A 24,348-nucleotide genomic window follows, 5' to 3' on the forward strand; every position below is an offset into this window, starting at 1 on the left:
TATGGAAGTCGGATTAATGATGACCAAGCTCATCCTCATGCTGTTTTTGGCTATTACGTACATTCAGTTTAATTATGTACACTCGATTTCAGCTATTGTGTTAGCACTGCTTCTTTACAGCTGTGTTAATATCGCCGCGTCTATTGTGAAAAAGAGCGCGTTCAAGCGCATGCTTATTGCTTTTTCAATTGTCCTTATTCTATATTGTGCGTATCAACTTCATCCTTTGTTTTTTCTTCTTTTGCCGCTAAACCTTTGTGAGCTTATTGGAGAATCAATCGTAAAAAAATGGATGGTGCTGCTTGTATTGCTTCCAGTGCTGCTAGTTCCCTCTGATATTAGAGCTCTGTATGTGTTAGTCGCTGCGTTTACTTTTTTTATTTACACAGGAGCAGCTATCTATCAAAAGCGGACAAACAATTATGAACAAAAGCTTGATGAAATGAGAGTAAGTATGCAAAAGCTGCAAAAGCACGTGAATGAAAATAAAGAGTATGTGAGACAGTCTCAATATGCTTCAAAATTAGAAGAGCGAAATCGACTATCGCAGGAAATTCATGATAAGATTGGTCATTCAATGACAGGAGCGCTTATTCAAATGGAGGCAGCAAAGCACGTAATGAAGCAAGACGAGGAAAAAGCGCTGTCTCTTCTTCAAAATGCGATTACGATTTCGAAAGAAGGCATTGAAGAAATTAGGTTAACGTTAAAAAGTATAAAGCCTCCCGCTGAGCAAATAGGAATCAGCCGTCTTAAATTATTTATTGGTGAATTTGAGGCTAAGCATAGTATCGCAATGCCTCTTGTATACAAAGGGAATTTAGATCTTATCACGCCTCTTCAGTGGAAAATTATCCATGAAAATATAACAGAAGCTATTACGAACGCTTTGAAATATGCAGAAGCAACGATGATTGCCATTGAGCTTCACGTACTAAATAAAATGGTGAAAGTAGAAGTCAAAGACAATGGAAAAGGCGCTCACTTGTTTCAAAAAGGACTTGGCATAGCAGGAATGGAAGAGCGCGCTGCTTCCATTAACGGAACGGTGATTGTCGACGGAGCAAACGGATTTTCTGTTACCACACTGCTGCCGATAGGTGAGAAACTTCATACGTAAATAATGAGATTTCTCATGGGGAAAAGGTGAACTTATGCACTGACGTAAGTTTGCCTTTTTTTCATAAAATAAGGATATACCAACATACTAGAGGTGAAATGATGAACGTATTATCCATTCAAAAATTAACAAAGAAATTTGGAGATTTTATTGCGGTAGATAATTTATCTTTACAAGTAGAAGAAGGAGATATATTTGGGTTTTTAGGAACAAACGGAGCAGGAAAAAGCACAACGATTCATATGGTAGCTAGTCTTCTTCAAAGCAACAGCGGCGATATTGAAGTACTTGGGAAAAATATAAAGAAACACCGAAATTTCGCAAAGATGAACATCGGAATTGTTCCGCAGGACTTAGCGATTTATGAAGATTTGACAGCCTATGAAAATGTGAAGTTTTTTGCAGGACTCTACGGATTAAGAGGATCACTTCTTAGCGAACGAGTCGAAGAAGCTTTAGCGTTTGTAGGGCTTTTAGATAAACAAAAGGCGTATCCGAAAAGCTTTTCAGGAGGAATGAAAAGAAGGTTAAATATCGCATGCGCAATTGCTCATCGCCCTAAGCTGATCATTATGGATGAACCGACGGTTGGCATTGATCCTCAGTCGCGAAATTATATTTTAACATCTGTAAAAAAGCTAAATGAAATGGGAAGCACAATCATTTATACGAGTCACTATATGGAAGAAGTAGAAGAGGTATGTACAAAAATTGCAATTATTGATCACGGCAAAATTATTGCTGAAGGAACAAAAGAGCAGCTGAAAGCGATTATCACCGATACAAAAGATATTTGGATTGAAGTAAAAGAAGCAGACGATATAGATTGCAGCGGTCTAAAGGAAATTCCAGGCGTAACAGCCGTTACGTATGAAGATGGAATCATTAAAATTAATTCAAGCGCCGAAGTGAATAACTTAAACAAGGTCATTCATTATTTAATGACGCATCATATCGAAATTAAAGCAGTTAAAGAACAAGCACCAAATTTAGAGACGGTCTTTCTGACGCTCACAGGACGCAGTCTAAGAGATTTATAAAAGAAAGGAGGAATAACGAATGAATATTATTGCAATTGCTTTGAAAGAAATGAAAAGTGATCTGCGAGATAAGCGTGCATTTATCTTTATGATTCTTTTTCCGCTAGCTCTTGTCCTTATTTTAGGAACAGCTTTGTCCCAAGCCTTTAATAACGACATGACGATAGACGATAGCTATGTTCTCTATAAAATCGATACGAGTAATGAACAATCTGCCGCATTTAAGCAGTTTGCTGCACATGCAGAAAAATCGGGCATTCACTTTAAAGCGCTGAAAAAAGATCAAGATGGAAAAAAAGAAGTAAAAGAGCAGCATTATACAGCTTATGTAGAAGTGAAAGACGGAGGCATTAATCTCTACGGAAATGAAGAAAACAGCATTGAATTTAACGTGGTGCAAGGTATGTTAAGTACATTTGTTGATAAGTATAACGTGGCTATGGAAGTGGCCAAAGTAAATCCTCAGCAAGTCGAGAACCTGCTGCGTGCGTCTAAGCATGACTATATTCAAGAAACATCCCTTCATTCTCAAAAACAGCCAAATTCAATAGACTACTACGCTATTTCAATGACAACCATGATTGTTTTGTACGGATCTATCTCAGCGAGTTATTTAATTAGAGGAGAGCGTATGCGAAATACGGCCAATCGATTAGTAGCCGCACCGATTAAAACCGCTGAAATTTTTGTCGGGAAAATTTTAGGCACTGTTTTGGTTCACGCTATTTGTGTATTAGTGGTCATTATGTCGACTAAATATTTTTTTGATGCGAATTGGGGAGATCATTTACTCTTAGTACTCGTAATGTTAGTATCTCAGATTCTTTTTGCCATTAGCTTTGGATTAGGAGTTAGCTACCTTACGAAGACGGAAGCGGCGTCAAGAGCAATTATTATGGTTGTGATTCAAGTGTCGTGTATTGTGGGAGGAACCTATTTTCAAAATGGATCTGGAGAAGGCTTCGTCAATGTATCACCTTTAACCTGGATGAATAATGGACTTATTAAATTGATTTATACAAATGATATCGGCGCTTCTCTTTCAGTTATCGGGTTGAATGTAGGCTTCTCTATTTTATTCTTGGGCACAGCCATTGTGCTTTTGAGAAAAAGAGAGGGGTTATAACATGAAAAATATCATGTGGCTTGTCACAAATATGCTGAGAAATATGCTGCTTAGGAACAAAAGGACGCTTGTGCTTGTTATTGGTTTGCCTATTGCAGGTATTTTGATGTCCGTTCTTATTTATGGAAATACAGCAGGGACTTCGGTGAATATCGGAGTTGTCAATCACGACTCAACGGATATCTCAAAAGACACCGTTCAGTTTTTAAAAGGGCTGCATAAAACAAATGTTAAAATGCTCACTGACAAAGAAGTGGATCATGAGATTACGTCAAAGAAAGTTGATGCTGTTATTACTTTTGAAAAAGGGTTTTTTGAAAGCGTCAAAGCGAACAAACCAGATCATATTACGATTACTTCGATAAAAGGAGCAGAAGTAACGGGCTTTATTAAGTCTTATTTGTATCAATATATTGATAATGTTTCTGCGCTTAATCAAGCAGCAGGCGGCAATGACGCTGCGTTTAAACAAATGTATGAGAGTTATCAAAAACCGCCATTCCACGTCTCCACGCATGCACTTGAAGACAAAGGAACCGATCAAAACATTGTCAAGCAGACAATTGGGTATTTAATTATGTTTATGCTTTTTTCTGCCGTAAATCTATCGGCTCTTATCACAAAAGAAAAAGAGCAGCGCACGTATTTTAGACTACTAGCTTCGCCAGTCAGTGCAAGGCAATACGTGATATCTAATGTTATGACAAATATGATTTTATTAACTGTGCAAGTAATGATTACACTTGTTTGTATTACGACTCTTTTTCACGTAGATATGAACATTCCTGTGTGGCAGCTATTTTTTATTTTAGTTTTGTTTGGGCTAGTAGCCATCGGCTTGTCGCTTGTAATCGTTGCTTTTACAGAAAGCTCAAAAGCGGCAAACGGCCTTCAAACGCTTATTATTACGCCAACTTGTTTACTGTCAGGGTGCTTTTTCCCTCCTGAATTTATGCCGGATGTGATGCGGAAAATAGCCGACTTTCTTCCTCAAACGTGGGTATTAAGCACGTTGAAAAGTGTTCAACAAGGAGCCGCATTAAGCAGCCTATGGTTAAATATCAGCATTTTACTAGCTTTTGCACTCGTTTTTTTCCTGCTATCGATTTATAAATTAAATCGAAATAATACTGTTCAAAAGTTTATTTAAATGGTAAAGTCAGAGAATACCTCTGGCTTTTTTTGTAATTTTTAAAAAGTTTCAAAAAAAGATTGAAAAATATAAGATGAAATTTTAGAATGAAAGAGGAAAGGGGTATACAAAAAGAGAATAAATAGGGGAGAAAAACGAAGTTCATGTTGGTTTTTTGCACAAATAAATGAAATCGCTTACATAAGTCAGCATGAAAATACGGAAGGAGAGATTGTCAGCGAGATAACAAAGGGGGAAAAACAGTGGGAATTTATGAACTACTTGTACCACGCACGGTTTTATATGGAGAAGGATCATTTTCTAAAATTGGAGAACAAGCTGCACTGCTTGGGACAAAGGCATTGCTTATAAGTGATGACGTTATGGCGAAAGCAGGCAATGTAGAAACTTGTCGTCGTTACTTAGCAGAGGCTGGCATGGACTGTGCCGTGTATACAGGCGTAAATTCAGAGCCGACAGATATTCATCTAGATGAAGCGCTTGCCATATGTAAAACGGAGCAGTGCGATGTGGTTATTGCCTTAGGGGGAGGCAGCTGTATCGATACTGGAAAAGCGGTTGCCATTATGATGACAAATGAAGGGCATCTACGAACGTATTTTCAAAATCAACAAGATTTTCAAGGTAGTCCTCTTCCTTTGGTTGCCGTGCCTACGACTGCCGGAACGGGCTCAGAAGTGACGAAAGCGACGGTTATTACAGACACGGCGTACGATGTAAAAATGATGCTCGCAAGGCCTCAATTATTGCCTGATACAGCCATTGTTGATCCGTTATTAACTCTATCATGTCCAAAACACGTAACGGCAGCTACAGGAATTGATGCACTCAGTCATGCGGTCGAAGCGTATTTATCTAAAAAAGCGCATCCTTTTACGGATTCACTTGCGCTTCAAGCAATTGAGTTAATCATGAAAAATATTCGTCTAGTGTACAGAAATGGAGAAAACGTTCAAGCAAGAAACGAAATGGCCTATGCTTCTATGCTTGCGGGGATGGCGTTTTCAAATTCATCCGTTGCTCTAGTGCACGGTATGTCAAGACCTATTGGCGCGTTATTCCATGTGCCGCACGGTATTTCTAACGCGATGCTCCTGCCTGCGGTTTTGGACTATACAAAAGAGGCTTCAATCGATCGTTTAGGTGAAATAGGACAAGCTCTTTTTCCGAACGTATCATATACAAAAAAAGAAGGAGCAGATGTGTTAATTGAAGCCATCAAGCAGCTTTGTATCGACTTAGAGATTCCTAATCTTCAATCGTGGGGCATTGATCGCCAGCTATTTTACGCGGCGGTTGAGAAAATGGCAGCGGATGCGATTCAAAGCGGAAGTCCTGCTAATCATCCGATCGTACCGACGGCAGAAGAAGTTATTCAGCTTTATTACACGTGCTATGAATATGAGTTTGAGTCTGCACTTTATAAAAAATAAGACAAATTGAATAAGGGATGAAAGGGGAAACGTTATGGATTTGCTGATTATTTTGCTGTCTCTGGGGCTTTTGATGCTGGTTGCTTACCGCGGATTTTCAGTTATTTTGTTTGCTCCACTTTGTGCGCTGCTAGCCGTTATTTTAACGGAACCAAGCTATGCACTCCCATTTTTCTCAAACGTTTTTATGGAGAAAATGGTTGGATTTATTAAAAACTACTTCCCTGTCTTTCTATTAGGAGCAGTCTTCGGGAAGATGGTTGAAATGTCTGGAGTCGCTGAATCGATTGCGAAAACAATTGTTAAAGTCGTGGGGGCTAAACGTGCGATCTTGGCGATTGTTTTAATGGGAGCAATCTTAACCTACAGCGGCGTAAGTTTATTCGTTGTTGCGTTTGCAGTTTATCCGTTTGCGGCTAACTTATTCCGCGAAGCGAATATTCCAAAACGATTAGTACCGGGAACGATTGCATTAGGAGCTATTTCGTTTACCATGGATGCACTTCCGGGTACACCGCAAATTCAAAATGTTATTCCAACGACTTTTTTTAAAACAGACATCTATGCTGCTCCGACACTGGGGATTATCGGATCAGTTATTGTTTTTAGCTTAGGTCTTTGGTATTTAGAAAGCCGAAGTAAAAAAGCAAGAAAAGCTGGAGAAGGCTACTACGGATTTAATAATGAACTAGCAGCTGCTGCAGAGCTAGAAAAAGAGTCTGTACCTTCTACAGAACCTAAATATGAACCTAGCGTAGCAAGACAGATTTTAGCGTTTGTTCCGCTCGTGCTTGTAGGGGTTGCAAACAAATTTTTTACTGTTTCTATTCCAAAGTGGTACCCAGACGGTTTTGATTTTGCCAAAATTGGCCTTGAAGCGTTCGGAAAAGTAGATTTAACCGCAGTTGTTGGTATTTGGTCAGTGGAGTTAGCACTTGTTATTGGAATTATTACGACGATTGCGTATGACTGGAAGAGAGTGACCACCGGTTTCCAAGCGGGTCTTAACGCAAGTATTGGCGGAGCGCTTCTCGCTGCGATGAACACGGGAGCTGAGTATGGCTTTGGAGGCGTTATTTCATCTCTTCCTGGCTTTGCAACCGTTCGCGATGGTATTTCACATACCTTTACAAATCCGCTTGTCAATGGAGCCGTTACGACAAACATTTTAGCCGGTATTACAGGATCCGCTTCTGGAGGTATGGGAATTGCGCTTAGTGCGATGGGAGATAAGTATGTAGAAGCTATTAATCAATACAATATTCCTCCTGAAGTTATGCACAGAGTTGTAGCGATGGCATCAGGCGGTATGGATACGCTTCCTCATAACGGAGCCGTTATTACCCTGCTTGCTATTACCGGGTTAACCCACAAGCAGTCTTACCGAGATATTTTTGCCATCACTGTTATAAAAACGCTTGCATGTTTCTTAATCATTGGAATCTACAGCTTAACTGGACTCGTATAACAAATAAAGAGGCTGAGTGTAGTTGAAGAAAGATCCGAACGATAAATCGTTCGGATTTTTTTATTGTTGCAGTGATTTTGTATATCGAGCCTTTTGCTCTAAAACAGATTCTTTGACTTTCTAAACTGTAAGTATTATGATTACACTACTTTCTAGAATACTATATGCCGTTACATTAATTCTTAGCATGTTTATGAAGAAAGGAGAATGACTGTGAAGCTATTTGAAGGAAATTTAAAAGTAGGCGACTGGGTCAAAGGAAAGTCTCGCGACGGTGAACTTATATACGGATATATAAAAACGATTAATCCATCTAAAAAAGCCGCACTAATCAATGTAGTGAAAAGTGATGATGAAAAAATGGTCGGCACAACCATTGGCATGATGGATGAAAAAATAGAGAAGCTGCCCCTTCAAAAAACGGCGCACGAAGAGCAGATTCTTTCATTGATTGATCTTGCGCTGCTAACAAAAGACGAAGCTTGGTTTATTGAATTAACAGCTGAATTAAAAAGAGTACAAGATAAAAAGCAAGGCTGACATTCCTAGTAAAGGAATGAAGGCCCTGCTTTTTTTATTATTCCTAGGGGAAAAGCAGGAATGGAAAGCAGCTTGCGAGAAGAAGTAAATGACGACATTAAAAGAAAAGGTGATAAAAGATGAGTAAACGTGTCTTGATTTTAACAGGAGATGCCGTGGAGGCTTTAGAAGTTTTTTATCCGTATTATCGCTGTTTAGAAGAAGATATTCAGTGTACCATTGCCTCTCCCGTGAAAAAGAAGCTCCAAACGGTTGTTCATGATTTTCTTCCAGAAATGGAAACATTCACAGAAAAAACGGGATATAAAATTGATTCTCATGCTTCTGTAGATGAAGTGGATCCCGCTGATTTTGACGGACTTATTATTCCTGGAGGACGAGCGCCTGAATATATTCGAATGAACACAAAAGTTCAGGAAATTGCCGCTCATTTTTTAAAAGAAAACAAACCTTTAGGCGTTATTTGTCATGGTCAGCTCGTGTTAACGACGGTTAGAGAGTATCTGCAAGACAGAGAAGTGACAGCGTATCCTGCTTGCCGTCCGGAAGTAGAAGCGGCGGGTGCTGTATTTGTTGAACAGACGCTCCACGTAGACAGAAACTTAGTAACCGGACAAGCTTGGCCGGATTTACCTAAATTTATGAAAGAGTTTTTTAACGTGCTAAAAAAAGCTGAAAAAGTGAACGCATAATAAAAAAAGCGGGCTGAGAGAAAACCATTCTTTCAGCTCTTTTAATTGATGATAGGTGAGGTGTAAACAACGTGCAGCTAGTGTCTGAACTGTCGAAGAAAATTATAAAAGAAGTACAGCTGGTGATGAAAGAACATGTAATTGTAACGGATACACGCGGAATTATTATTGCGTCTACAGAAGAAAAGCGGGTTGGTTTTTTTCATGAAGGCGCGTGGAACGTGATGCAAAAAAAGCAAAAACTATATATTTCCAAAAAAGAAGCAGCAGATTTAAAAGGAGTTAAGCCAGGAATTAATTTGCCTATCAGTTATCAAGGAGACATTATTGGCGTTATTGGCATTACAGGTACCCCAGAAGCTGTTGAGCCTTTTGCAGATATTATTCGAAGATTAACAGAGTTAATTATTCGCGAAGCATACTACATAGAAACAAAGGAATGGGAAAATAAAGGAGTAGAAGCTTTTTTTCGTGAATGGATTTATAGCCAGCAGGTAGATGCAGAATTTATTGAACGAGGTCATATTTTAGGAGTACAAGTAGACAGTCCTTATTGCTGCACGCTGTTTCAAATTGACTCATCTCTTTCGAAAAAGAAGCAGCAGCAGGTACAAGAAACAATTCGCTACTGGTTTGAAAGTCATAAAGGTGAAGGAGATTATATCGCAAATTGGGGATACGATCGCTTGCTTTTACTGAAAGAAGCTGTAGATGAAAAGGCAAGACAAGGATTTAAAGAAGAACTAAAAAAATGTCAGCAGTACATTCAAGCAAATAATCAAGTTATGATCACTATTGGCGTAGGGAAGCCAGCGGAGCAATTTGATTTGCATGCTTCATATGAAGAAGCAAAAAAAGCGCTTAAAGTAGCTTCAAAACGTCAAGCCGTTGTTTTTTATGAGGAACTGCTGATGGACATGATTTTAGAAGACGTTTCTGAACCTGTAAAAAAGGAATTCTTAAGTCGAGTGCTTTCCGCTCTTTTAAAAGAAAAAGAGCTTCTCGAAACGCTGAAATGCTATTTAGCCAATGATCAATCGTTAAAAAAAACGGCGTTTGATTTACATATTCATATCAATACGCTTCATTACCGCTTGAAGCAAATGAAAGAACTAACAGACATTGATCCTAAAAGTGTAAAGGGTCTCACGCTTTTTTACCTTGCGCTGTCTCTACTAGAATAAAGTGCGCTATTCATTAGATAAACATACAAAAAATGAGTTTTTAAAGCGCTTTTTTTTAGTTTTTTATCTATAGTCCCTCGTTGCTTCTGCAACTATAATAAGAGTAAGAGATATATATAAGGAGGAACGTTATGCTTAATGAACGAACAAAAGCAAAGCTCATTGAAGTTGTAGGGTCAGCCAATTTTCAAGATAGCAGTGAAGCAAGACTCGTGTATTCCTATGACGCAACACCTAACTTTCAGTCGCTTCCTGATGCGGTTATTATGCCTGAAAATAAAGAACAAGTGAAAAGAATTTTAACGATATGCAACGAAGATCACGTTCCTATTGTGCCAAGAGGCTCAGGCACAAATTTAAGCGCAGGAACGTGTCCAACGCAAGGCGGAATTGTTCTTACCTTTAACCGAATGAATAAAATTTTGGAAATTGATGAAGAAAATTTAACCGCTACCGTGCAGCCGGGTGTTATTACGTTAGACTTAATTAATGCCGTAGAGGCAAAAGGTTTATTTTATCCTCCTGATCCAAGCTCTATGAAAATATCAACCATTGGAGGAAACATCAATGAATGCTCAGGAGGATTACGAGGCTTAAAATACGGAGTAACAAAAGATTACGTTCTTGGTCTTGAAGTAATTCTTGCAAACGGCGATTGTATTAAGACAGGAGGCAAGCTGGCTAAAGATGTAGCTGGCTACGATTTAACGAACTTGTTTGTCGGGTCTGAGGGAACGCTTGGCGTCGTGACAGAAGCCATTTTAAAGCTCATTCCAATACCTGAAACAAAACAAACTCTGCTTGCGCTGTTTGAAGACATGGACGCAGCTGCTAAGACGGTTTCAGCAATTATCGCCAATAAGATTATTCCGGCTACGCTTGAATTTTTAGATCAGCCGACGTGTGAAGTAGTAGAAGATTTTGCCCAAGTTGGGCTTCCAACTGATGTAAACGCTATCTTATTGATTGAACAAGATGGCCCGCCAGAAGTGGTGAAGCGCGATATTGAAATGATTTCACGCATCTGCAGCGAAGGAAAGGCTGTATCGGTGAAAGTAGCGGCTTCGCAAGCAGAAGCAGAAGCGTTAAGTACAGCAAGAAGATCAGCTCTTTCTGCTTTAGCACGAATGAAGCCAACGACGATTTTAGAAGACGCAACCGTCCCGCGGTCTAAAATTAGTGAAATGGTCAAAGCGATTAATGAAATTGCTGTAAAATACAACGTTAAAATCTGTACGTTTGGTCATGCGGGAGACGGAAATCTGCATCCGACTTGTTTAACAGATGCGCGTGACGAAGAGGAGCTTCACCGAGTCGAACAAGCTTTTGAAGCAATTTTTCATAAAGCCATTGAGCTTGGAGGAACAATTACAGGTGAACACGGAGTCGGAGAAATGAAAGCACCGTATTTAGCATTGAAGATGGGCGGAGAAGGAGTAGCTGCGATGAAAGCAATTAAGTATGCTTTGGACCCGCAAGGAATTATGAATCCAGGGAAAATTTTTGCTAAAGACACGAGAAAAAGAGTGGTGGTTCGTTCATGACGGCAACAAAAGACATTCAGCAAGCGTTTAAAGAACGGTTAGATTATGACGAGTTAATGAATTGTATGAGATGCGGTTTTTGTTTGCCGAGCTGTCCGACGTATGGCCAAACCAATCAATATGAAGCAGCGTCACCGCGCGGAAGAATTGCTTTGATGAAAGGAGTTGTAGATGGGCTTATTGAACCGGATGAATCGGTTGAAAAGCAATTGAATCTTTGCCTTGGCTGCCGAGCGTGTGAGCCTGTTTGTCCTTCGGGTGTGAAGTACGGACACTTATTAGAAGAAGCGCGTGATATTATTCAGCAGAAAAAACGACATAAATGGCCGGTAAAAGCGCTCAGGCATATGGTGTTCGAACAGCTTTTTCCGCATAAAGAACGATTAAAAAATGTACATTCTCTGCTTGCTTTCTATCAAAGAAGCGGCTTGCAAAAAGCTGTTCAAAAAACAAATATATTAAACGTCCTGCCCGGTAATTTAGCGCAAATGGAAAAAACGCTTCCGCCTGTGCCAACAAAAAAAGAAATGAAGAAACGTCCTTTTTTATTTGAAGCAGAAGGAACAAGAGAGCGTACAGTTGCTTTTTTTACAGGGTGTTTAATGGATACGATGTTTATGGAAACAAACAACGCGACGATTGCACTTTTACAAAAAGCGGGGTGTAAGGTCGTTATACCAGAAGTGCAGACGTGCTGTGGCGCCCTGCATGCGCACGGCGGAGAAAAAGATCAGGCAAAAAAGTTAGCAAAACAAAATATTATGGCGTTTGAATCCATTCAAGCGGATGATATTGTCCTTAATGCAGGCGGCTGCGGTGCGCTGTTAGTGGAATACGATCATCTATTAAAAGATGAGCCGGAATGGAAAGAAAGAGCAGCGGTCTTTTCTGCAAAAGTCAAAGATTTCTCAGAGATTTTATTGCAGCAGCAGTTTGTAGAAAGACAAAAGTTATCGCTTCCAAGTCAAATTATTACGTATCAAGATTCGTGTCATTTAAGAAACGTGATGAAAACGTCCAGCGCACCGAGAAAACTGATCCAAGCGATTAACGGAACGGTGTTTAATGAAATGGAAAATGCGGATCATTGCTGCGGCTCAGCTGGTATTTATAACTTAACGGAACAAGAGATGTCTATGCAAATTTTAGATTATAAAATGGAAAAAGTGAAAGAAGCCCATGCCCATACAATTGTAACAGCAAACCCGGGCTGTCTCATTCAAATGAAGCTAGGCGTAGTCAGAGAAGGAGTAGAAGAAAGTGTAAGGGCCGTTCATCTTGCAGATTTACTTCTTGAAGCAGTAGAAAGCAAATAAAAAGGCCGGACGTGTCCGGCCTTTTTATTATTTGAACAGCTGAGAAACAATTTCGTACGAACGAAGGCGAGCTTTGTGATCGTAAATTTGAGCGTTAATCATCAGTTCATCTGCTTCTGTTTCTTCAATAAACTGTTCAAGCTTGACTTTAATCGTCTCAGGACTTCCGACAATAGAAGAGCCCAGCTGCTGTTGAAGAGAAGCTTTTTCAAAGTCAGTCCATAGTTCATCCATATTATCCACAGGAGCTTTTAGTTTACCCGGTGTGTTTCGAATTAAATTTAGAAACTGCTGTTGCATAGAAGTAGCCAAGCGTTCAGCTTCTCTATCTGTATCAGCAGCGATTACGTTTACACCTAACATTGCATATGGTTTCTCTAACACGTCGGACGGCTTAAAATAACGACGGTACATGTTAAGAGCTGTCATTGTATTATTAGGCGAAAAGTGACTTGCAAATGAAAATGGCAAGCCTAGCTGTGCAGAAAGCTGTGCGCTAAAACCGCTTGAGCCAAGGAGCCAAATCGGAATATTTAAACCTTGACCGGGAACAGCTTTAACACGCATCTGACTTTCTGAAGCAGGTTTAAAGTATTCTTGCAGTTCGGCCAGCTGTTCTGGGAAGTCACTGCCGTCGCTTCTGCGATCGCGTCGCAGCGCCTGCGCTGTCAGCTGATCTGTCCCTGGCGCTCTTCCTAAGCCTAAATCAATACGTCCTGGAAATAGTGATTCAAGCGTACCAAAATGCTCAGCAATAACAAGCGGAGAATGGTTAGGAAGCATAATGCCGCCAGAGCCTACGCGAATGCGTGACGTGCCTCCAGCGACATGACCAATTACAACAGATGTAGCGGAGCTTGCGATACCTGTCATATTATGATGTTCAGCTAGCCAATAGCGGTTATACCCCCATTTTTCAGCGTGCTGAGCTAAATCTAATGTATTTCTAAGTGAGTCAGATACAGTTCCTCCTTCAACTACAGGAGAAAGATCTAACACGGAAATCGGAATATCTTTTAATGCTTTACTCATCAATTTCATCTTCTTTCTTTAAAGACTTCATAGGCCTTGTTATTTCAATGGAATACAAGTATTTTAACAAGAATCTTTCGAGTTCCAAAATATTTTGCTTCGGTTGTTTTTTTTAATTCCTTACTCTTTTATTACACAAGCTCCTAAAACGCAAAAAGCTTGTACGGTATAAGGCAGAAGCCGCCTCTTTCTATAAAAGACTGTCATATTTTATAGAAGAAGGGAGGATGAATATGGTTACTTTAAATGAACTAAAAAGCAAGCAGTACGATATGATATACAGTTTAGGCTATAACTGTTTTCCAGGGATATATATGAAAAAATATTCTTTGCGAAAACAAGCCGGGGTGATTGATTGGTGTATTAGCATTTCTCTTTCTCATGTCAATCAGCTGTTGAAAAATCGCTGTAAAGACTTATTTGTATATGAACACTTAACCTATATCAGTTCTTTCGGAGATGGTTCCACGCTTAGACTGCGTGATAAGGTGTATCAAATTGATTCTGCTCATGATTTTCCGTCGTCTATTAATACGGAGACTAACTGGCTTTCATATAATGAAGTCAAAGAAAAATATGAACGGAGAACGGAGCGATTTTTAACGTCAATGGAGACCAGTTCTTGTATATTGTTTATTCGTATGGGTGGAACGTATGAAGAAGCGAAAGAATTAGAGCATGTTTTAAAGGGAATGGTCAAAAACGATTTCTATATACTGCTGCTGACAAACAGTGAAAAAGAACTTTTGTCCGAAGCTAACTGGGACTTGCCTTATACATGTGTTTTACATGCACCTATTTTTTCAATGGACGTGCTGCGCGATGATAAAGTATGGGAAGAGCTCTTAAGAGGGCTTGTTATAAAATAAAAGAAACTCTTTTTGTGTAATACGGGAATGAAAAAGCTCGTTTTTTTCATAGACTTTGTTATATCTGTGTATCAAAGGAGATGAAAAGATGGAGTCCAATGTGCGGAAGGCGATAAAAGAAATTGTGTTGCTGCTGCTAGAACAAGATCAGCGCTGGAATGAGTATTTAGTACAGCTGGAGGATTTGAAAATACAAGTGGATTTGAATAGTTCCGCATATGAAGTTCTGAGAAAGATGACGGGTAATTACGAAGTGCTGCTTGAACATATGGATCTCATTCAGCAGTTTGAAAATCATTCTAAAAGTGAAACGGCGCTGAATGACTTAGTTACTATCGTTATGAAGCATTACTCATTAAAAAATTCATAAGCCTGCTTTGTGCAGGTTTATGGAGTTTAAGCTCTCAATGGAATTCGGTAGAGATAATCGTTTATAATAAGTACATATGGTGATGAAAGGGTGATCGATATGGAAGAGAAACAAGAAATTGTACCCGTTCGTACAGAGGAAACAGCCAAATATTATTCGGAAGAAAAATTTTGGGACAAGCTTAAAAAGTTTGGTAAAAAAGCGGGAGCAAACGTTGTTTATGCCGTACTGCTTTTATACTACACGCTGCAAAAGCCTGATATTCCTCCAAAAGCAAAAGCAGTGATTATAGGAGCGTTAGGTTATTTTATTCTTCCTTTAGATTTAATTCCGGACTTTGCAGCAGGAGTTGGATTTACAGATGATTTAGGAGCTCTGGGGCTTGCATTGATTCAAGTTGCCATGTACATTGATGAAGATGTTAAACTGAAAGCAAAAGAAAAAATCAAAACGTGGTTTTCAGAAGAACACAATTTTTCCATTATTGATGCTAAAATAAAGTAACGTTATGATCAAAATGTCATTATTAAATAAAGTGAGCAAAAGAAGGTGATAGATGAATCATCTTCTTTTTAACCGATAATATATAGGTCTTTATGACTATTTTAATCCGTTTTATGTAAAAAAAACAGGATTAAAATATTTTTTTCATTAAAATTTTAAGCAATGTAATTGAATAATTCCCCTACAAATGTTAAGTTAAAACATGTTCATAAATTCGTCACAGAAAGCAATATACAAATAAGTAAGATAGTTTGTAAAAACTTTGTGAAATTATGGAACTTTTTAACTGAGAGTTTCAAACTCTTAGAGATTCTTCCTCATCAATCAGAAGTCGCTTTCTTTCGTCACAAGATTAAGCATCTTTCATTTGAAGGTGTTTTTTTTCAGCCTAAGTAAGCCAACAACATGATTGTATGACAAGTTTTTACTAAGGTTGTAGAGTTACTGTATTGTATGACAAGTTTTATGTGATTTGATATTGATTAAATGAACAGTTTCGAAGTAAATAAATGATTGTAGAAAAACAAAGTCCATGCGTTTTCATGAACCATTATACGTTACTTCATATTTGTAGAGATGTTTAGCAAAAGGGGAGATGAATGGCCTGACGTAAACAATATCCATAGACAAGCCTTAGAAGATAATTATCTTTCTAAGAAAGCAAATTTATATGATTGATTCTAATCTAAACAATGGAGTGTTCAAAAATGGAAATTAGTCAAATCTTTATTATTTTAACCCCAATCTTTTTTGTTATTTTGCTAGGTTATTTAGCAGGATATTTTAAAAAGTTTGATGCAACAACATCTAAAGGGTTAAATACGCTTGTAACAAAATTTGCGTTACCTGCACATCTATTCGTTGGTATTACAACAACATCAAAACAAACGCTTATTGAAAAATGGCCGTTTTTACTAGCATTAGTTCTTGGTATTATTGGATTTTATGTTCTTTTCTTACTTGTTGCAAAATATGTATTCAAATACTCACTAACAGGCGCGTCTATGTTCTCTTTAAACTCTACGCAGCCAACGTTTGCGTTTATGGGTATTCCCGTATTAGGTAGCTTGTTTGGCGCGGATGTAGTAGCAATTCCAATCGCTATTACGGGTATCGTAGTAAATGCGATGCTTGATCCTTTAGCAACTATTATTGGTACGGTTGGACAGCGCGAAAGAAGTGAAGGGGATTCTGAAGAAAGCTTATTTAAAGTAACGATTAAATCAATCTTACACGGTCTTTCTGAACCGTTAGCTTGTGTTCCATTAATCGCAGTAGTATTAGTGCTATGTGGATTCCAATCTCCAGATTTACTATCAAGCAGTTTAGATCAAATTGGTTCAATTACATCTGGTGCGGCACTATTCGCAGTTGGGGTAACAATTGGTATCCGTAAAATTCAATTTAGCCCAGCGGCATTTGGTATTGCGATTTTAAAAGTGGCTATTCAGCCGCTTGTAATGTTAGGAATTGCAACAGCAATGGGTCTATCATCAGCTGACATCGTAAAATTAGTGTTATTAGTAGCGTTCCCAGGTTCAGCTGTAGCAGCGATGATTTCAGTGCGCTTTGATAGCCTAGCTGGTGAAACAGCTTCAGCATTCGTACTTAGTGCCATTATGTCACTTGTTACATTACCGCTATTAATTTCTTGGTTAATGTAGTCACATATATCAATATAAAATAAAAAAGGCTTTGCTATTTTAGCAAAGCCTTTTTTGTGCATCTATACTTAAAAAAGCTTTAAAAATTCTTGAGCGATTTTGGGGAGATAACTATCGGTACGCCACGTAACTAAAGGCTCAATTACAAATGGATTATCTTCTATGCTTAAAATTTTAATATGTTCTAGTGAAAAAGAAGATAGCATCGAATAAGGAACAATAGCAGCACCAAGGCCACGACATACTAAATTAAGAAGCATCGCTGAGTCATGGCATTCGCATAAAATGGTAGGTGTTATATCCATCTTTTTAAATTCCTTTATAATGCGGTTGTATATGCTTATTTCCCGATTTGAACGAAGAAGAATAAGAGGGAGAGAAGCGATTTCAGCGACTGAAATCTTTTCTGTTGCATAACTACTTTCTTTGGGAACTGCTACAACAAAGACATCTGGTGCAAGTGTTTTTGTTTTTACCTGTTGATAAGGTAAGTCTGTAGTGGTGACTGCTACATCAATCTTTCCATCCGTCAACAACTCGTTTAAATGAGCTGGTTCGTTTTCATAGATATTAAAAGTACTGTTTGGATACTGTTTTTGAATAAGAGCTAGCTTATCTAGAACCGTTGATGCACAGTAGATTGTACATCCGACTTCAAGCTTTTCATTTGTTACGTTTTTACATTCCTGTACTTCCAATACTGATTTTTCGACCCTTTGCACAATTTCTTTCGCTCGTTTAAAAAAAAGCTCTCCTTCTGCCGTTAACAATAAGCGCTTGTTATTGTTTCGTTCAAAAAGCAAAAGGCCCAGCTCATTTTCGAGCTGCTTTAGCTGTCTGCTTAAAGGAGGCTGAGCCATGTGCAGACGCTTGGCTGCTTTAGTTACATTTAATTCTTCAGCTATGACAATAAAATAATGCAGCTGTCTTAATTCCACTATATTCAACTCCATACTTTAAAGGTATTATTATATACTTTATCAATATTTTAATTGTATGGAAAATAAGTGTAAAGTTAAATGTGTGACCAAAGCAGAGAGGAGGAAAAGAAATGAAAATAGCTGTAGGAATAACAGGAGCCACAGGAGCTATTCTAGGTATTCGAATTTTAGAGCTTTTGAAGAAGGCTTCTGTTGAAACGCATTTAGTCATGTCGTCTTGGGCTCATGCCACAATTAAGCTGGAAACACCGTATAGCGTTAGGCAAGTAGAAGCGCTAGCAGATTATTGTTATTCATATCAAGACCAAGCAGCAAAAATTTCGAGCGGTTCATTTCGTATAGACGGAATGATTGTAAGTCCTTGCAGCATGAAAACATTAGCATCTATTCGAATGGGACTAGCAGATAACTTAATAGCAAGAACGGCAGATGTGATGTTAAAAGAAAGAAAGCCACTGGTGCTACTTCCTCGAGAAACGCCTTTGAATACGATTCATTTAGAAAACATGCTGGATCTCTCAAAAATGGGAGCTATCCTCGTGCCTCCTATGCCAGCTTTTTATAACAAACCTGAGACAATTGATGATATTGTCACACATATTGCTGTTCGAACGTTAGATCAATTAGGAATTGAGCTTCCTGAGGCAAAAAGATGGAATGGAATTAAACATTTATCATAAGGAGGAAAATAAACATGGCTTATAAAGACTTTAGAGATTTCCTTGATACGCTACATAAAGAAGGGCAGCTGCTGACGATTACAGATGAAGTGCAGCCAGATCCGGATTTAGGTTCAGCAGGTCAAGCCATCAGTAATTTAGGAGATCAAACGCCGGGATTATTATTTACAAATATTTATGGATATAACAACGCAAAGGTAGCCCTAAACGTAATGGGTTCCTGGTCAAATCACGCGTTAATGATGGGACTGCCTAAATCAACTCCTGTAAAAGAACAGTTCTTTGAGTTTGCTCGGAGATATGAAAAATTTCCTGTTAAAGTGAAAAGAGAAGAAACAGCGCCATTTCATGAGTGTGAAATTAAAGATGATATTAACTTATTCGACCTTTTGCCATTGTTCCGCTTGAATCAAGGAGACGGAGGCTATTATCTAGATAAAGCGTGCGTTATTTCTCGTGATCAGCATGATAAGGCGCATTTCGGCAAACAAAACGTAGGTATATATCGTATGCAGGTCAAAGGGAAAGACCGTCTAGGCATTCAGCCCGTGCCACAGCATGATATTGCCATTCACTTGAAACAAGCCGAAGAAAAAGGTGAAAACCTCCCTGTATCAATTGCTTTAGGATGTGAACCCGCGATTGTCACAGCAGCTGCTACGCCGCTTCATTACGATCAATCAGAGTATGAAATGGCAGGAGCTATTCAAGGTGAGCCGTACAGAATTGTGAAGTCTCAGCTTTCTGATTTAGATGTACCTTGGGGAGCAGAAGTGATTTTAGAGGGAGAAATCTTAGCTGGTGAACGTGAGTATGAGGGTCCTTTTGGTGAATTTACAGGTCATTACTCCGGTGGCAGAAGCATGCCTGTTATCAAAATCAATCGCGTATACCATCGCAAAGATCCTATTTTTGAAAGTCTATATATCGGTATGCCTTGGACAGAAACAGATTATTTAATTGGAATCAATACAAGCGTTCCTTTATATCAGCAGCTAAAAGAAGCATATCCTGAAGAGATTGAAGCGGTGAACGCGATGTATACTCATGGTCTCGTTGCTATCATTTCAACGAAAAGCCGATACGGAGGATTTGCTAAGGCGGTTGGTATGAGGGCATTGACTACGCCGCATGGATTAGGATATTGCAAGCTAGTTATTTTAGTAGACGAAGATGTGGATCCGTTTAATTTACCGCAAGTCATGTGGGCGCTATCGACAAAAATGCACCCAAAACATGATGTTATAACAGTGCCTAATCTCTCAGTTCTGCCACTTGATCCAGGATCTGATCCGGCTGGTATTACAGATAAAATGATTTTGGATGCTACAACACCGGTTGCACCAGAAACAAGAGGCCACTACTCGCAGCCTTTAGATACACCACTTGAAACTGAAAAATGGGAAAAAATCTTAACGAATATGATGCAAAAATAAACAAGGAGGAATCGACATGCATACTTGTCCAAGATGTGAAGCCAAACAAGCGAACTTAGTATCTAAATCACCAGTTGAAGGAGCCTGGGAGATTTACTTATGCAACGTGTGTTTGTTTACCTGGCGTTCTTCTGAACCTGAGACGATCACCAATCCTGAAAAATACCCTCGACCATTTAAAATCAATCCAAAAGACGTACCGCTGGCAACGCATGTGCCTCCTGTGCCACCCCGATCTTAATCAGCAAAGGTGGTAAGTAAAATGAATAAAGCAGAGCTACCAAAAGCCGTGCGCGTATTTTTAAATGGAAAAGATCTAGAAAGGAAACAGTATGATGCGATGCTGCTATCTACAGTGACATCCGAGGGGTTTCCTCATGTAGCAATGATTAGCGCAGGAGAGCTGGTAGCTATTAGCTCTTCGCGCGTCAAGCTGTTAGTATGGAAAGATACCACGTCTTCAAAAAACATGATACAGAATCATAAGGCAACCGTTACATTAGTTGTTGAACGCAAAGCTTATTACATTAAATTTTGGCTAAAAAAAGAAGCTCCTGTGTTATCAGGCTATGAGTTATTTACGGGAGAAGTAGCCGCTGTTAAAGAAGATTACGCAAAATATGCAGTTTTAACATCGGGCATTCAATTTCAGCTTCATGATTCCAAAGAGGTACTGAGCCGCTGGAAGCAATCAATTAAGGCTGTTCTTTCTACTGAAAAAACCGATTCTTAAAAATAAGAATCGGTTTTTTAGCTGTAGTGAAATTTTTTCAAATAGCACGCTAGCTGCACTTTTAATAGATGTTCACTATTTGTAAATGATATGTTCATTTTATCTTCGATTTTCTTCAACCGCTGATAGAGTGTATTAACGTGAATATGAAGCTGCTTAGCTGTAAGTGAAGCAGAACGGTTGTTATCAAAATACGCTTCTAGCGTTTGCTCTAAAGGTTCATCATTCAAATGATTGTTTTTAAGAGGGACAAATACTTCATCAATAAAGGTTTTTACTTCTTCTTTCGATTGATTAATAAATAGCCGGTTAATTCCTATTTCCTCATACAACATGCACCCATCTTGCTGCTGAGACAGAAGGTAAGAGACAGCTTTTTCAGCTTCACTATAACTTTTTTCTATTTGGGTAAAGTGAGAATAACGACTTCCAATCCCTATTTTTACATGACATTCATTGTAGTAACGCCATTTTGAGAGTGAATCTTCTAATTGTTTGATAATAGCATGATGGTCTTCATAAGAATCAAGCGTGAATACAATGGTTACTTTCGTGTCGAATCCGTATACGACCGGCGCCTTTAAGCTGAAAACCGATTTGATGTCAGATACAAGGCGATGAAGATGTAAGTTTAAGAGCTGGAGGTCCGCCTGTGAACGAATGGTAATAAGAGCGACTAGAATATGCTTTTTTGTATCAATGTTTAGCTCATTTGCTTTTTGATACAGTAAAGTGGTGTCATAACATGATAAGTATTCACTAAGTAGTTCATGCGTTCGCTTGTAAAATAAATCGACTAACGTTTGTTTTTTCAGCATTTCTAGTGCAATAACAGAGCTGCTTTGTTCGAGTGCCACTTGATCTAGAGAGGAAAGATCTTCTTGATTTGTCTGCAGAATAACTAACCCTAAGAGCGTATCAATGCCGTGTATCGGTTGAATGTAGACGCTGTGCTTCTGGTTGTGTGAATCAATAGTATAAAAGCAAGCTTTTGTATGTAAAACAAAATGCGTGTGAAATTCAGCTGTTTTTGTGTCTACATCAAGAAATTTTAAAAAGCCATAGGTCTTATTATCAACAAAATCTACAATGGTGACGGGAGATGTAACCATTCGGCGTAATTCGGTAAGTATCGGTTCAATTCCTTTACTTTGAAGTGAAACGTTCATGAATGTGCGATGAATTTGATCGCGGCGTATTAAAAGTTCATTTTGTTTTTTTACATCTTCAAAAAGCGCTGAGTTTAAGAGAGCAATCGAAACTTGATCGGAAAAGCTTTCTAACAATTCTTTATCCTCTTCATTTAAAAGAGGAGTTGTACCGTTTTGATAAATAATGAGTACGCATACCGTTTGTTCTTCCATGCAAATTGGGACAGAAATAATAGATTGAATGTGTGTAAATGTATAGGACTGATTAAGATAGTGAATATTATCGTCAGTCATAGTAGAAGAATCGCGTACTATATCCTCTAAGTTCGTATACATATAGCTTTTATTATGCTGAAATGTCTTTCCGATAATTCCTTCGCCAACTTTCATTTTCATGTTTTGAATTTCATTGTTTGGCCCCCCGGACCAGGCGCGAGGCAAAAGAAATTCAGTGGAAGAATCAAACATCCACAGCACGCCCATATCCGCAACAGAAATAACTGAAAGAGCATTTTCTAGAATTCTTGTTAATAGATAGTCAGAGTCTTGTAAAAGCGAGATTTCCTTAATGCTTTTCATAAGTACGTTCAAAATGTGCTCATGCCGCTCTAGCTTTTTTTGCAGCACATAAGGAGAAAAGTTAGCGGATAGCTTCTTTATTTGTTGTGGTGTCCAGTCATGCTTAGCAAATATGCGAACAACAAACGCATACCGGTTTGGAAAGGATAAGTAAATTTCTTCGAACTCTTCATATGCGATATGCTTTTGAAAGGAATCACTGCCGTTATGTAGGCTAGTGGGAGGAGTGTAAGTCAGGGATGAGCATAAAGAACTGGAAAAAATCATGTTAAAATTTGCAGAATCAATACTTGTCCAAATTTGATAAGAACTGTTTTTAATAATAGATGTAAGATAACCTTTCATATTAGCTAATAAATCACTCATATTAACAACCCCTTATAGACTACTTAATGTAAAAAAATACATAGTTATAGTTCTTATTATATAGAATTGCACATTGAAAAAATAGTCAGAATTTTTTAATATTTATGTAACGAATCGATTTGTTACAAAACATTACATTAAATGGAATAAAAAGGAGATGAGTGCGTTTATGCTAGCAAGGTCGAACTGGAAATACATCATTTTATTTTTATTATTTTTAGGCTGGTCGCTTGGAAACTTAGATCGTTTTATTATTAATTACGCTATTTTAGATATCTCGAAAGATCTACACCTTAATGCTTCTTCTACAGGCATCATCTTAAGCAGTTTTTTTGCAGGATATGCACTGATGCAAATACCTGGTGGGTGGCTAGCAGACCGCTTTGGGTTTAAAAAAGTCATTACAATCGCCGTGCTTTTATGGTCTTTGTTTACGGTTTTTACCGGAATGGCCTGGTCTTTTGCTTCTATTATTATCATTCGCTTTTTATTTGGATTAGGGGAAGGGAGCTATTTTCCATCTGCGTCAAAAGGAATCGCAGGGTGGTTTCCTCAGCAAGAACGCAGTAGAGCCATGTCTTTTTTGTTATCGTCAGGTACGATTATGGGCGTGGTGACACCGATTCTGGCGACGCAGCTGATGCAAACAATAAGCTGGAGAAGTATCTTTTATATCATAGGAGCCATCGGGCTTGTTATTACAGTTCTGTTTGTTTTTTTACTAAAAGAAAAGCAGCAGGGGGAAAAAAGAGAGGCTTTTGCTATTCCTGCTAAGCAGATGACATTAAAAGAAATTATCAAAACCCCGATGATTTGGAATTTATTTATTGCCTATTTCAGTATTTACGCTATTAACTGGGGGCTCATGTCGTGGATGCCTACATATTTAGCCGAAGTAAGACATTTGAATTTAACGGACATCGGTTTTCTTTCCGCTATCCCAGCATTTGTAGGCATTATAGGAATGTTTGTTAGCGGCTTTATTTTAGACAAGCTTCCAGAAGGAAAAGACAAGACGATAGCAGCGGTTTTTGGTTTACTGATGGGCGTTTTTCTTTGCTTAATGGCTATTTCACCTAGCGTAGGCATGTTTATCGTTTTTCAAAGCGCAGTAACTTTACTGTTTTCATTTAATGTGATTTTAATCGCTTCAGCTCCTTTAAAAATGTTGCCTGAATCAGTGGTCGGTTCAGCAAATGGTTTTATTAATACAGGGGCTCAAGCAGCCGGCGTATTAACACCAATGCTTATTGGTTTTTTAGTACAATCGTTTGGCGGGTCTTATAATGCAGCGTTTGCTTTATTAATTATCTGCGCTCTTGTCTGTGCTATTTCGTTGTTTTCGATTCGACCTGCAAAAGTGGTAGTGAACGCACAAAATGCTGTTAAATAATGAGGGAAAAAGGA

General features: G+C 38.5%; 23 protein-coding genes. 20 read left to right on the top strand and 3 right to left on the bottom strand.

The annotated features are described in order from the left end of the window. The first annotated feature begins 1 nt into the window (after position 1). The 11 genes from ACH6EI_RS11085 to ACH6EI_RS11135 all read left to right on the top strand — a co-directional run bounded on the left by ACH6EI_RS11085 (position 2) and on the right by ACH6EI_RS11135 (position 12,616). The gene (locus tag ACH6EI_RS11085) at positions 2-1,120 is read left to right on the top strand and encodes a sensor histidine kinase (protein ID WP_048019178.1); all 1,119 of its coding nucleotides are present in this window, start codon (positions 2-4) and stop codon (positions 1,118-1,120) included. 101 nt (positions 1,121-1,221) lie between these two features. Then, positions 1,222-2,160, top strand: a complete 939-nt coding sequence (locus ACH6EI_RS11090; protein ID WP_028413090.1) for an ABC transporter ATP-binding protein — start codon at positions 1,222-1,224, stop codon at positions 2,158-2,160. Between the two features lie 19 nt (positions 2,161-2,179). Then, positions 2,180-3,286 (top strand): ABC transporter permease, encoded by a 1,107-nt coding sequence (locus ACH6EI_RS11095; RefSeq protein WP_098999406.1) that lies wholly within the window; start codon positions 2,180-2,182, stop codon positions 3,284-3,286. Between the two features lies 1 nt (position 3,287). Continuing rightward, entirely contained in the window at positions 3,288-4,436 is a 1,149-nt protein-coding gene (locus tag ACH6EI_RS11100; protein WP_108674758.1) for an ABC transporter permease, read from the top strand. Between the two features lie 245 nt (positions 4,437-4,681). Then, entirely contained in the window at positions 4,682-5,872 is a 1,191-nt protein-coding gene (locus tag ACH6EI_RS11105) for an iron-containing alcohol dehydrogenase (RefSeq protein WP_099331073.1), read from the top strand. A gap of 34 nt (positions 5,873-5,906) precedes the next feature. Next, on the top strand, positions 5,907-7,340 hold the full coding sequence (locus tag ACH6EI_RS11110; RefSeq protein ID WP_013083445.1) for a GntP family permease: 1,434 nt from the start codon (positions 5,907-5,909) through the stop codon (positions 7,338-7,340). 207 nt (positions 7,341-7,547) lie between these two features. Next, entirely contained in the window at positions 7,548-7,880 is a 333-nt protein-coding gene (locus ACH6EI_RS11115; RefSeq protein ID WP_205689613.1) for an IDEAL domain-containing protein, read from the top strand. A 119-nt stretch (positions 7,881-7,999) separates the two neighbouring features. Further along, entirely contained in the window at positions 8,000-8,572 is a 573-nt protein-coding gene (locus ACH6EI_RS11120) for a DJ-1/PfpI family protein (protein ID WP_013057347.1), read from the top strand. A gap of 71 nt (positions 8,573-8,643) precedes the next feature. Further along, positions 8,644-9,756 carry a CdaR family transcriptional regulator gene (locus ACH6EI_RS11125; protein WP_098113060.1) on the top strand — a complete coding sequence of 371 codons (1,113 nt, stop codon included), beginning with the start codon at positions 8,644-8,646 and terminating at the stop codon, positions 9,754-9,756. Positions 9,757-9,887: 131 nt separating this feature from the next. Then, positions 9,888-11,300: a glycolate oxidase subunit GlcD gene (glcD, locus tag ACH6EI_RS11130; RefSeq protein ID WP_048019183.1), complete on the top strand. Its 1,413-nt coding sequence runs from the start codon at positions 9,888-9,890 to the stop codon at positions 11,298-11,300. Beyond that, positions 11,297-12,616, top strand: a complete 1,320-nt coding sequence (locus tag ACH6EI_RS11135) for a (Fe-S)-binding protein (RefSeq protein ID WP_099331072.1) — start codon at positions 11,297-11,299, stop codon at positions 12,614-12,616. The genes glcD and ACH6EI_RS11135 overlap by 4 nt, the downstream gene beginning before the upstream one ends. Positions 12,617-12,643: 27 nt before the next feature. Here the strand turns inward: ACH6EI_RS11135 and ACH6EI_RS11140 are convergent, their stop codons facing one another. Then, positions 12,644-13,648 carry an LLM class flavin-dependent oxidoreductase gene (locus ACH6EI_RS11140; protein WP_028413099.1) on the bottom strand — a complete coding sequence of 335 codons (1,005 nt, stop codon included), beginning with the start codon at positions 13,646-13,648 and terminating at the stop codon, positions 12,644-12,646. Positions 13,649-13,881: 233 nt separating this feature from the next. Here ACH6EI_RS11140 and ACH6EI_RS11145 point away from each other — a divergent pair, with 233 nt between their 5' ends. The 4 genes from ACH6EI_RS11145 (at position 13,882) to ACH6EI_RS11160 (ending at position 17,055) form a co-directional block, all read left to right on the top strand. Next, a complete protein-coding gene (locus ACH6EI_RS11145; RefSeq protein WP_099331071.1) occupies positions 13,882-14,517 on the top strand; it encodes a DUF1796 family putative cysteine peptidase in 636 nt (211 codons plus the stop codon). 88 nt (positions 14,518-14,605) lie between these two features. Then, on the top strand, positions 14,606-14,887 hold the full coding sequence (locus tag ACH6EI_RS11150; protein WP_033579186.1) for a hypothetical protein: 282 nt from the start codon (positions 14,606-14,608) through the stop codon (positions 14,885-14,887). Between the two features lie 99 nt (positions 14,888-14,986). Further along, on the top strand, positions 14,987-15,391 hold the full coding sequence (locus ACH6EI_RS11155; RefSeq protein ID WP_028413100.1) for a YkvA family protein: 405 nt from the start codon (positions 14,987-14,989) through the stop codon (positions 15,389-15,391). 707 nt (positions 15,392-16,098) lie between these two features. Then, the gene (locus ACH6EI_RS11160) at positions 16,099-17,055 is read left to right on the top strand and encodes an AEC family transporter (protein ID WP_028408284.1); all 957 of its coding nucleotides are present in this window, start codon (positions 16,099-16,101) and stop codon (positions 17,053-17,055) included. A gap of 68 nt (positions 17,056-17,123) precedes the next feature. Here ACH6EI_RS11160 and ACH6EI_RS11165 read toward each other — a convergent pair whose 3' ends face one another. Further along, entirely contained in the window at positions 17,124-17,993 is an 870-nt protein-coding gene (locus tag ACH6EI_RS11165) for a LysR family transcriptional regulator (protein ID WP_033579185.1), read from the bottom strand. A gap of 113 nt (positions 17,994-18,106) precedes the next feature. On the opposite strand from ACH6EI_RS11165, the gene ACH6EI_RS11170 reads away from it, so the two are divergent. The 4 genes from ACH6EI_RS11170 to ACH6EI_RS11185 are packed head-to-tail and all read left to right on the top strand — an operon-like array spanning position 18,107 to position 20,845. Then, a complete protein-coding gene (locus tag ACH6EI_RS11170) occupies positions 18,107-18,676 on the top strand; it encodes a non-oxidative hydroxyarylic acid decarboxylases subunit B (RefSeq protein ID WP_033579184.1) in 570 nt (189 codons plus the stop codon). A 14-nt stretch (positions 18,677-18,690) separates the two neighbouring features. Further along, a complete protein-coding gene (locus ACH6EI_RS11175) occupies positions 18,691-20,112 on the top strand; it encodes a non-oxidative hydroxyarylic acid decarboxylases subunit C (RefSeq protein WP_028413103.1) in 1,422 nt (473 codons plus the stop codon). A 16-nt stretch (positions 20,113-20,128) separates the two neighbouring features. Continuing rightward, the gene (locus tag ACH6EI_RS11180) at positions 20,129-20,353 is read left to right on the top strand and encodes a non-oxidative hydroxyarylic acid decarboxylases subunit D (RefSeq protein WP_028413104.1); all 225 of its coding nucleotides are present in this window, start codon (positions 20,129-20,131) and stop codon (positions 20,351-20,353) included. Between the two features lie 21 nt (positions 20,354-20,374). Beyond that, on the top strand, positions 20,375-20,845 hold the full coding sequence (locus tag ACH6EI_RS11185) for a hypothetical protein (RefSeq protein ID WP_099331070.1): 471 nt from the start codon (positions 20,375-20,377) through the stop codon (positions 20,843-20,845). Positions 20,846-20,862: 17 nt separating this feature from the next. On the opposite strand, the gene ACH6EI_RS11190 is transcribed toward ACH6EI_RS11185, so the two are convergent. Beyond that, on the bottom strand, positions 20,863-22,941 hold the full coding sequence (locus tag ACH6EI_RS11190; protein WP_108674757.1) for a helix-turn-helix domain-containing protein: 2,079 nt from the start codon (positions 22,939-22,941) through the stop codon (positions 20,863-20,865). Between the two features lie 169 nt (positions 22,942-23,110). Between ACH6EI_RS11190 and ACH6EI_RS11195 the strand changes: the two genes are divergently transcribed. Beyond that, positions 23,111-24,334, top strand: coding sequence for an MFS transporter (locus ACH6EI_RS11195; protein WP_108674756.1), 1,224 nt, complete (start codon positions 23,111-23,113; stop codon positions 24,332-24,334). Positions 24,335-24,348: the final 14 nt, after the last annotated feature.

The organism is Priestia sp. JSM ZJ58 (genome assembly GCF_044383985.1).
Lineage (GTDB): Bacteria > Bacillota > Bacilli > Bacillales > Bacillaceae_H > Priestia > Priestia zanthoxyli.

Excerpts from the sequence above, each read along its gene's own strand:
- ACH6EI_RS11085 (WP_048019178.1), top strand. The coding sequence starts at position 2 with ATGGAAGTCGGATTAATGATGACCAAGCTCATCCTCATGCTGTTTTTG.
- ACH6EI_RS11090 (WP_028413090.1), top strand. The coding sequence starts at position 1,222 with ATGAACGTATTATCCATTCAAAAATTAACAAAGAAATTTGGAGATTTT.
- ACH6EI_RS11110 (WP_013083445.1), top strand. The coding sequence starts at position 5,907 with ATGGATTTGCTGATTATTTTGCTGTCTCTGGGGCTTTTGATGCTGGTT.
- ACH6EI_RS11140 (WP_028413099.1), bottom strand. The coding sequence starts at position 13,648 with ATGAGTAAAGCATTAAAAGATATTCCGATTTCCGTGTTAGATCTTTCT.
- ACH6EI_RS11095 (WP_098999406.1), top strand. The coding sequence starts at position 2,180 with ATGAATATTATTGCAATTGCTTTGAAAGAAATGAAAAGTGATCTGCGA.
- ACH6EI_RS11180 (WP_028413104.1), top strand. The coding sequence starts at position 20,129 with ATGCATACTTGTCCAAGATGTGAAGCCAAACAAGCGAACTTAGTATCT.
- ACH6EI_RS11145 (WP_099331071.1), top strand. The coding sequence starts at position 13,882 with ATGGTTACTTTAAATGAACTAAAAAGCAAGCAGTACGATATGATATAC.
- glcD (WP_048019183.1), top strand. The coding sequence starts at position 9,888 with ATGCTTAATGAACGAACAAAAGCAAAGCTCATTGAAGTTGTAGGGTCA.
- ACH6EI_RS11185 (WP_099331070.1), top strand. The coding sequence starts at position 20,375 with ATGAATAAAGCAGAGCTACCAAAAGCCGTGCGCGTATTTTTAAATGGA.
- ACH6EI_RS11190 (WP_108674757.1), bottom strand. The coding sequence starts at position 22,941 with ATGAGTGATTTATTAGCTAATATGAAAGGTTATCTTACATCTATTATT.
- ACH6EI_RS11155 (WP_028413100.1), top strand. The coding sequence starts at position 14,987 with ATGGAAGAGAAACAAGAAATTGTACCCGTTCGTACAGAGGAAACAGCC.
- ACH6EI_RS11115 (WP_205689613.1), top strand. The coding sequence starts at position 7,548 with ATGACTGTGAAGCTATTTGAAGGAAATTTAAAAGTAGGCGACTGGGTC.
- ACH6EI_RS11195 (WP_108674756.1), top strand. The coding sequence starts at position 23,111 with ATGCTAGCAAGGTCGAACTGGAAATACATCATTTTATTTTTATTATTT.
- ACH6EI_RS11100 (WP_108674758.1), top strand. The coding sequence starts at position 3,288 with ATGAAAAATATCATGTGGCTTGTCACAAATATGCTGAGAAATATGCTG.
- ACH6EI_RS11135 (WP_099331072.1), top strand. The coding sequence starts at position 11,297 with ATGACGGCAACAAAAGACATTCAGCAAGCGTTTAAAGAACGGTTAGAT.
- ACH6EI_RS11150 (WP_033579186.1), top strand. The coding sequence starts at position 14,606 with ATGGAGTCCAATGTGCGGAAGGCGATAAAAGAAATTGTGTTGCTGCTG.
- ACH6EI_RS11170 (WP_033579184.1), top strand. The coding sequence starts at position 18,107 with ATGAAAATAGCTGTAGGAATAACAGGAGCCACAGGAGCTATTCTAGGT.
- ACH6EI_RS11160 (WP_028408284.1), top strand. The coding sequence starts at position 16,099 with ATGGAAATTAGTCAAATCTTTATTATTTTAACCCCAATCTTTTTTGTT.
- ACH6EI_RS11120 (WP_013057347.1), top strand. The coding sequence starts at position 8,000 with ATGAGTAAACGTGTCTTGATTTTAACAGGAGATGCCGTGGAGGCTTTA.
- ACH6EI_RS11175 (WP_028413103.1), top strand. The coding sequence starts at position 18,691 with ATGGCTTATAAAGACTTTAGAGATTTCCTTGATACGCTACATAAAGAA.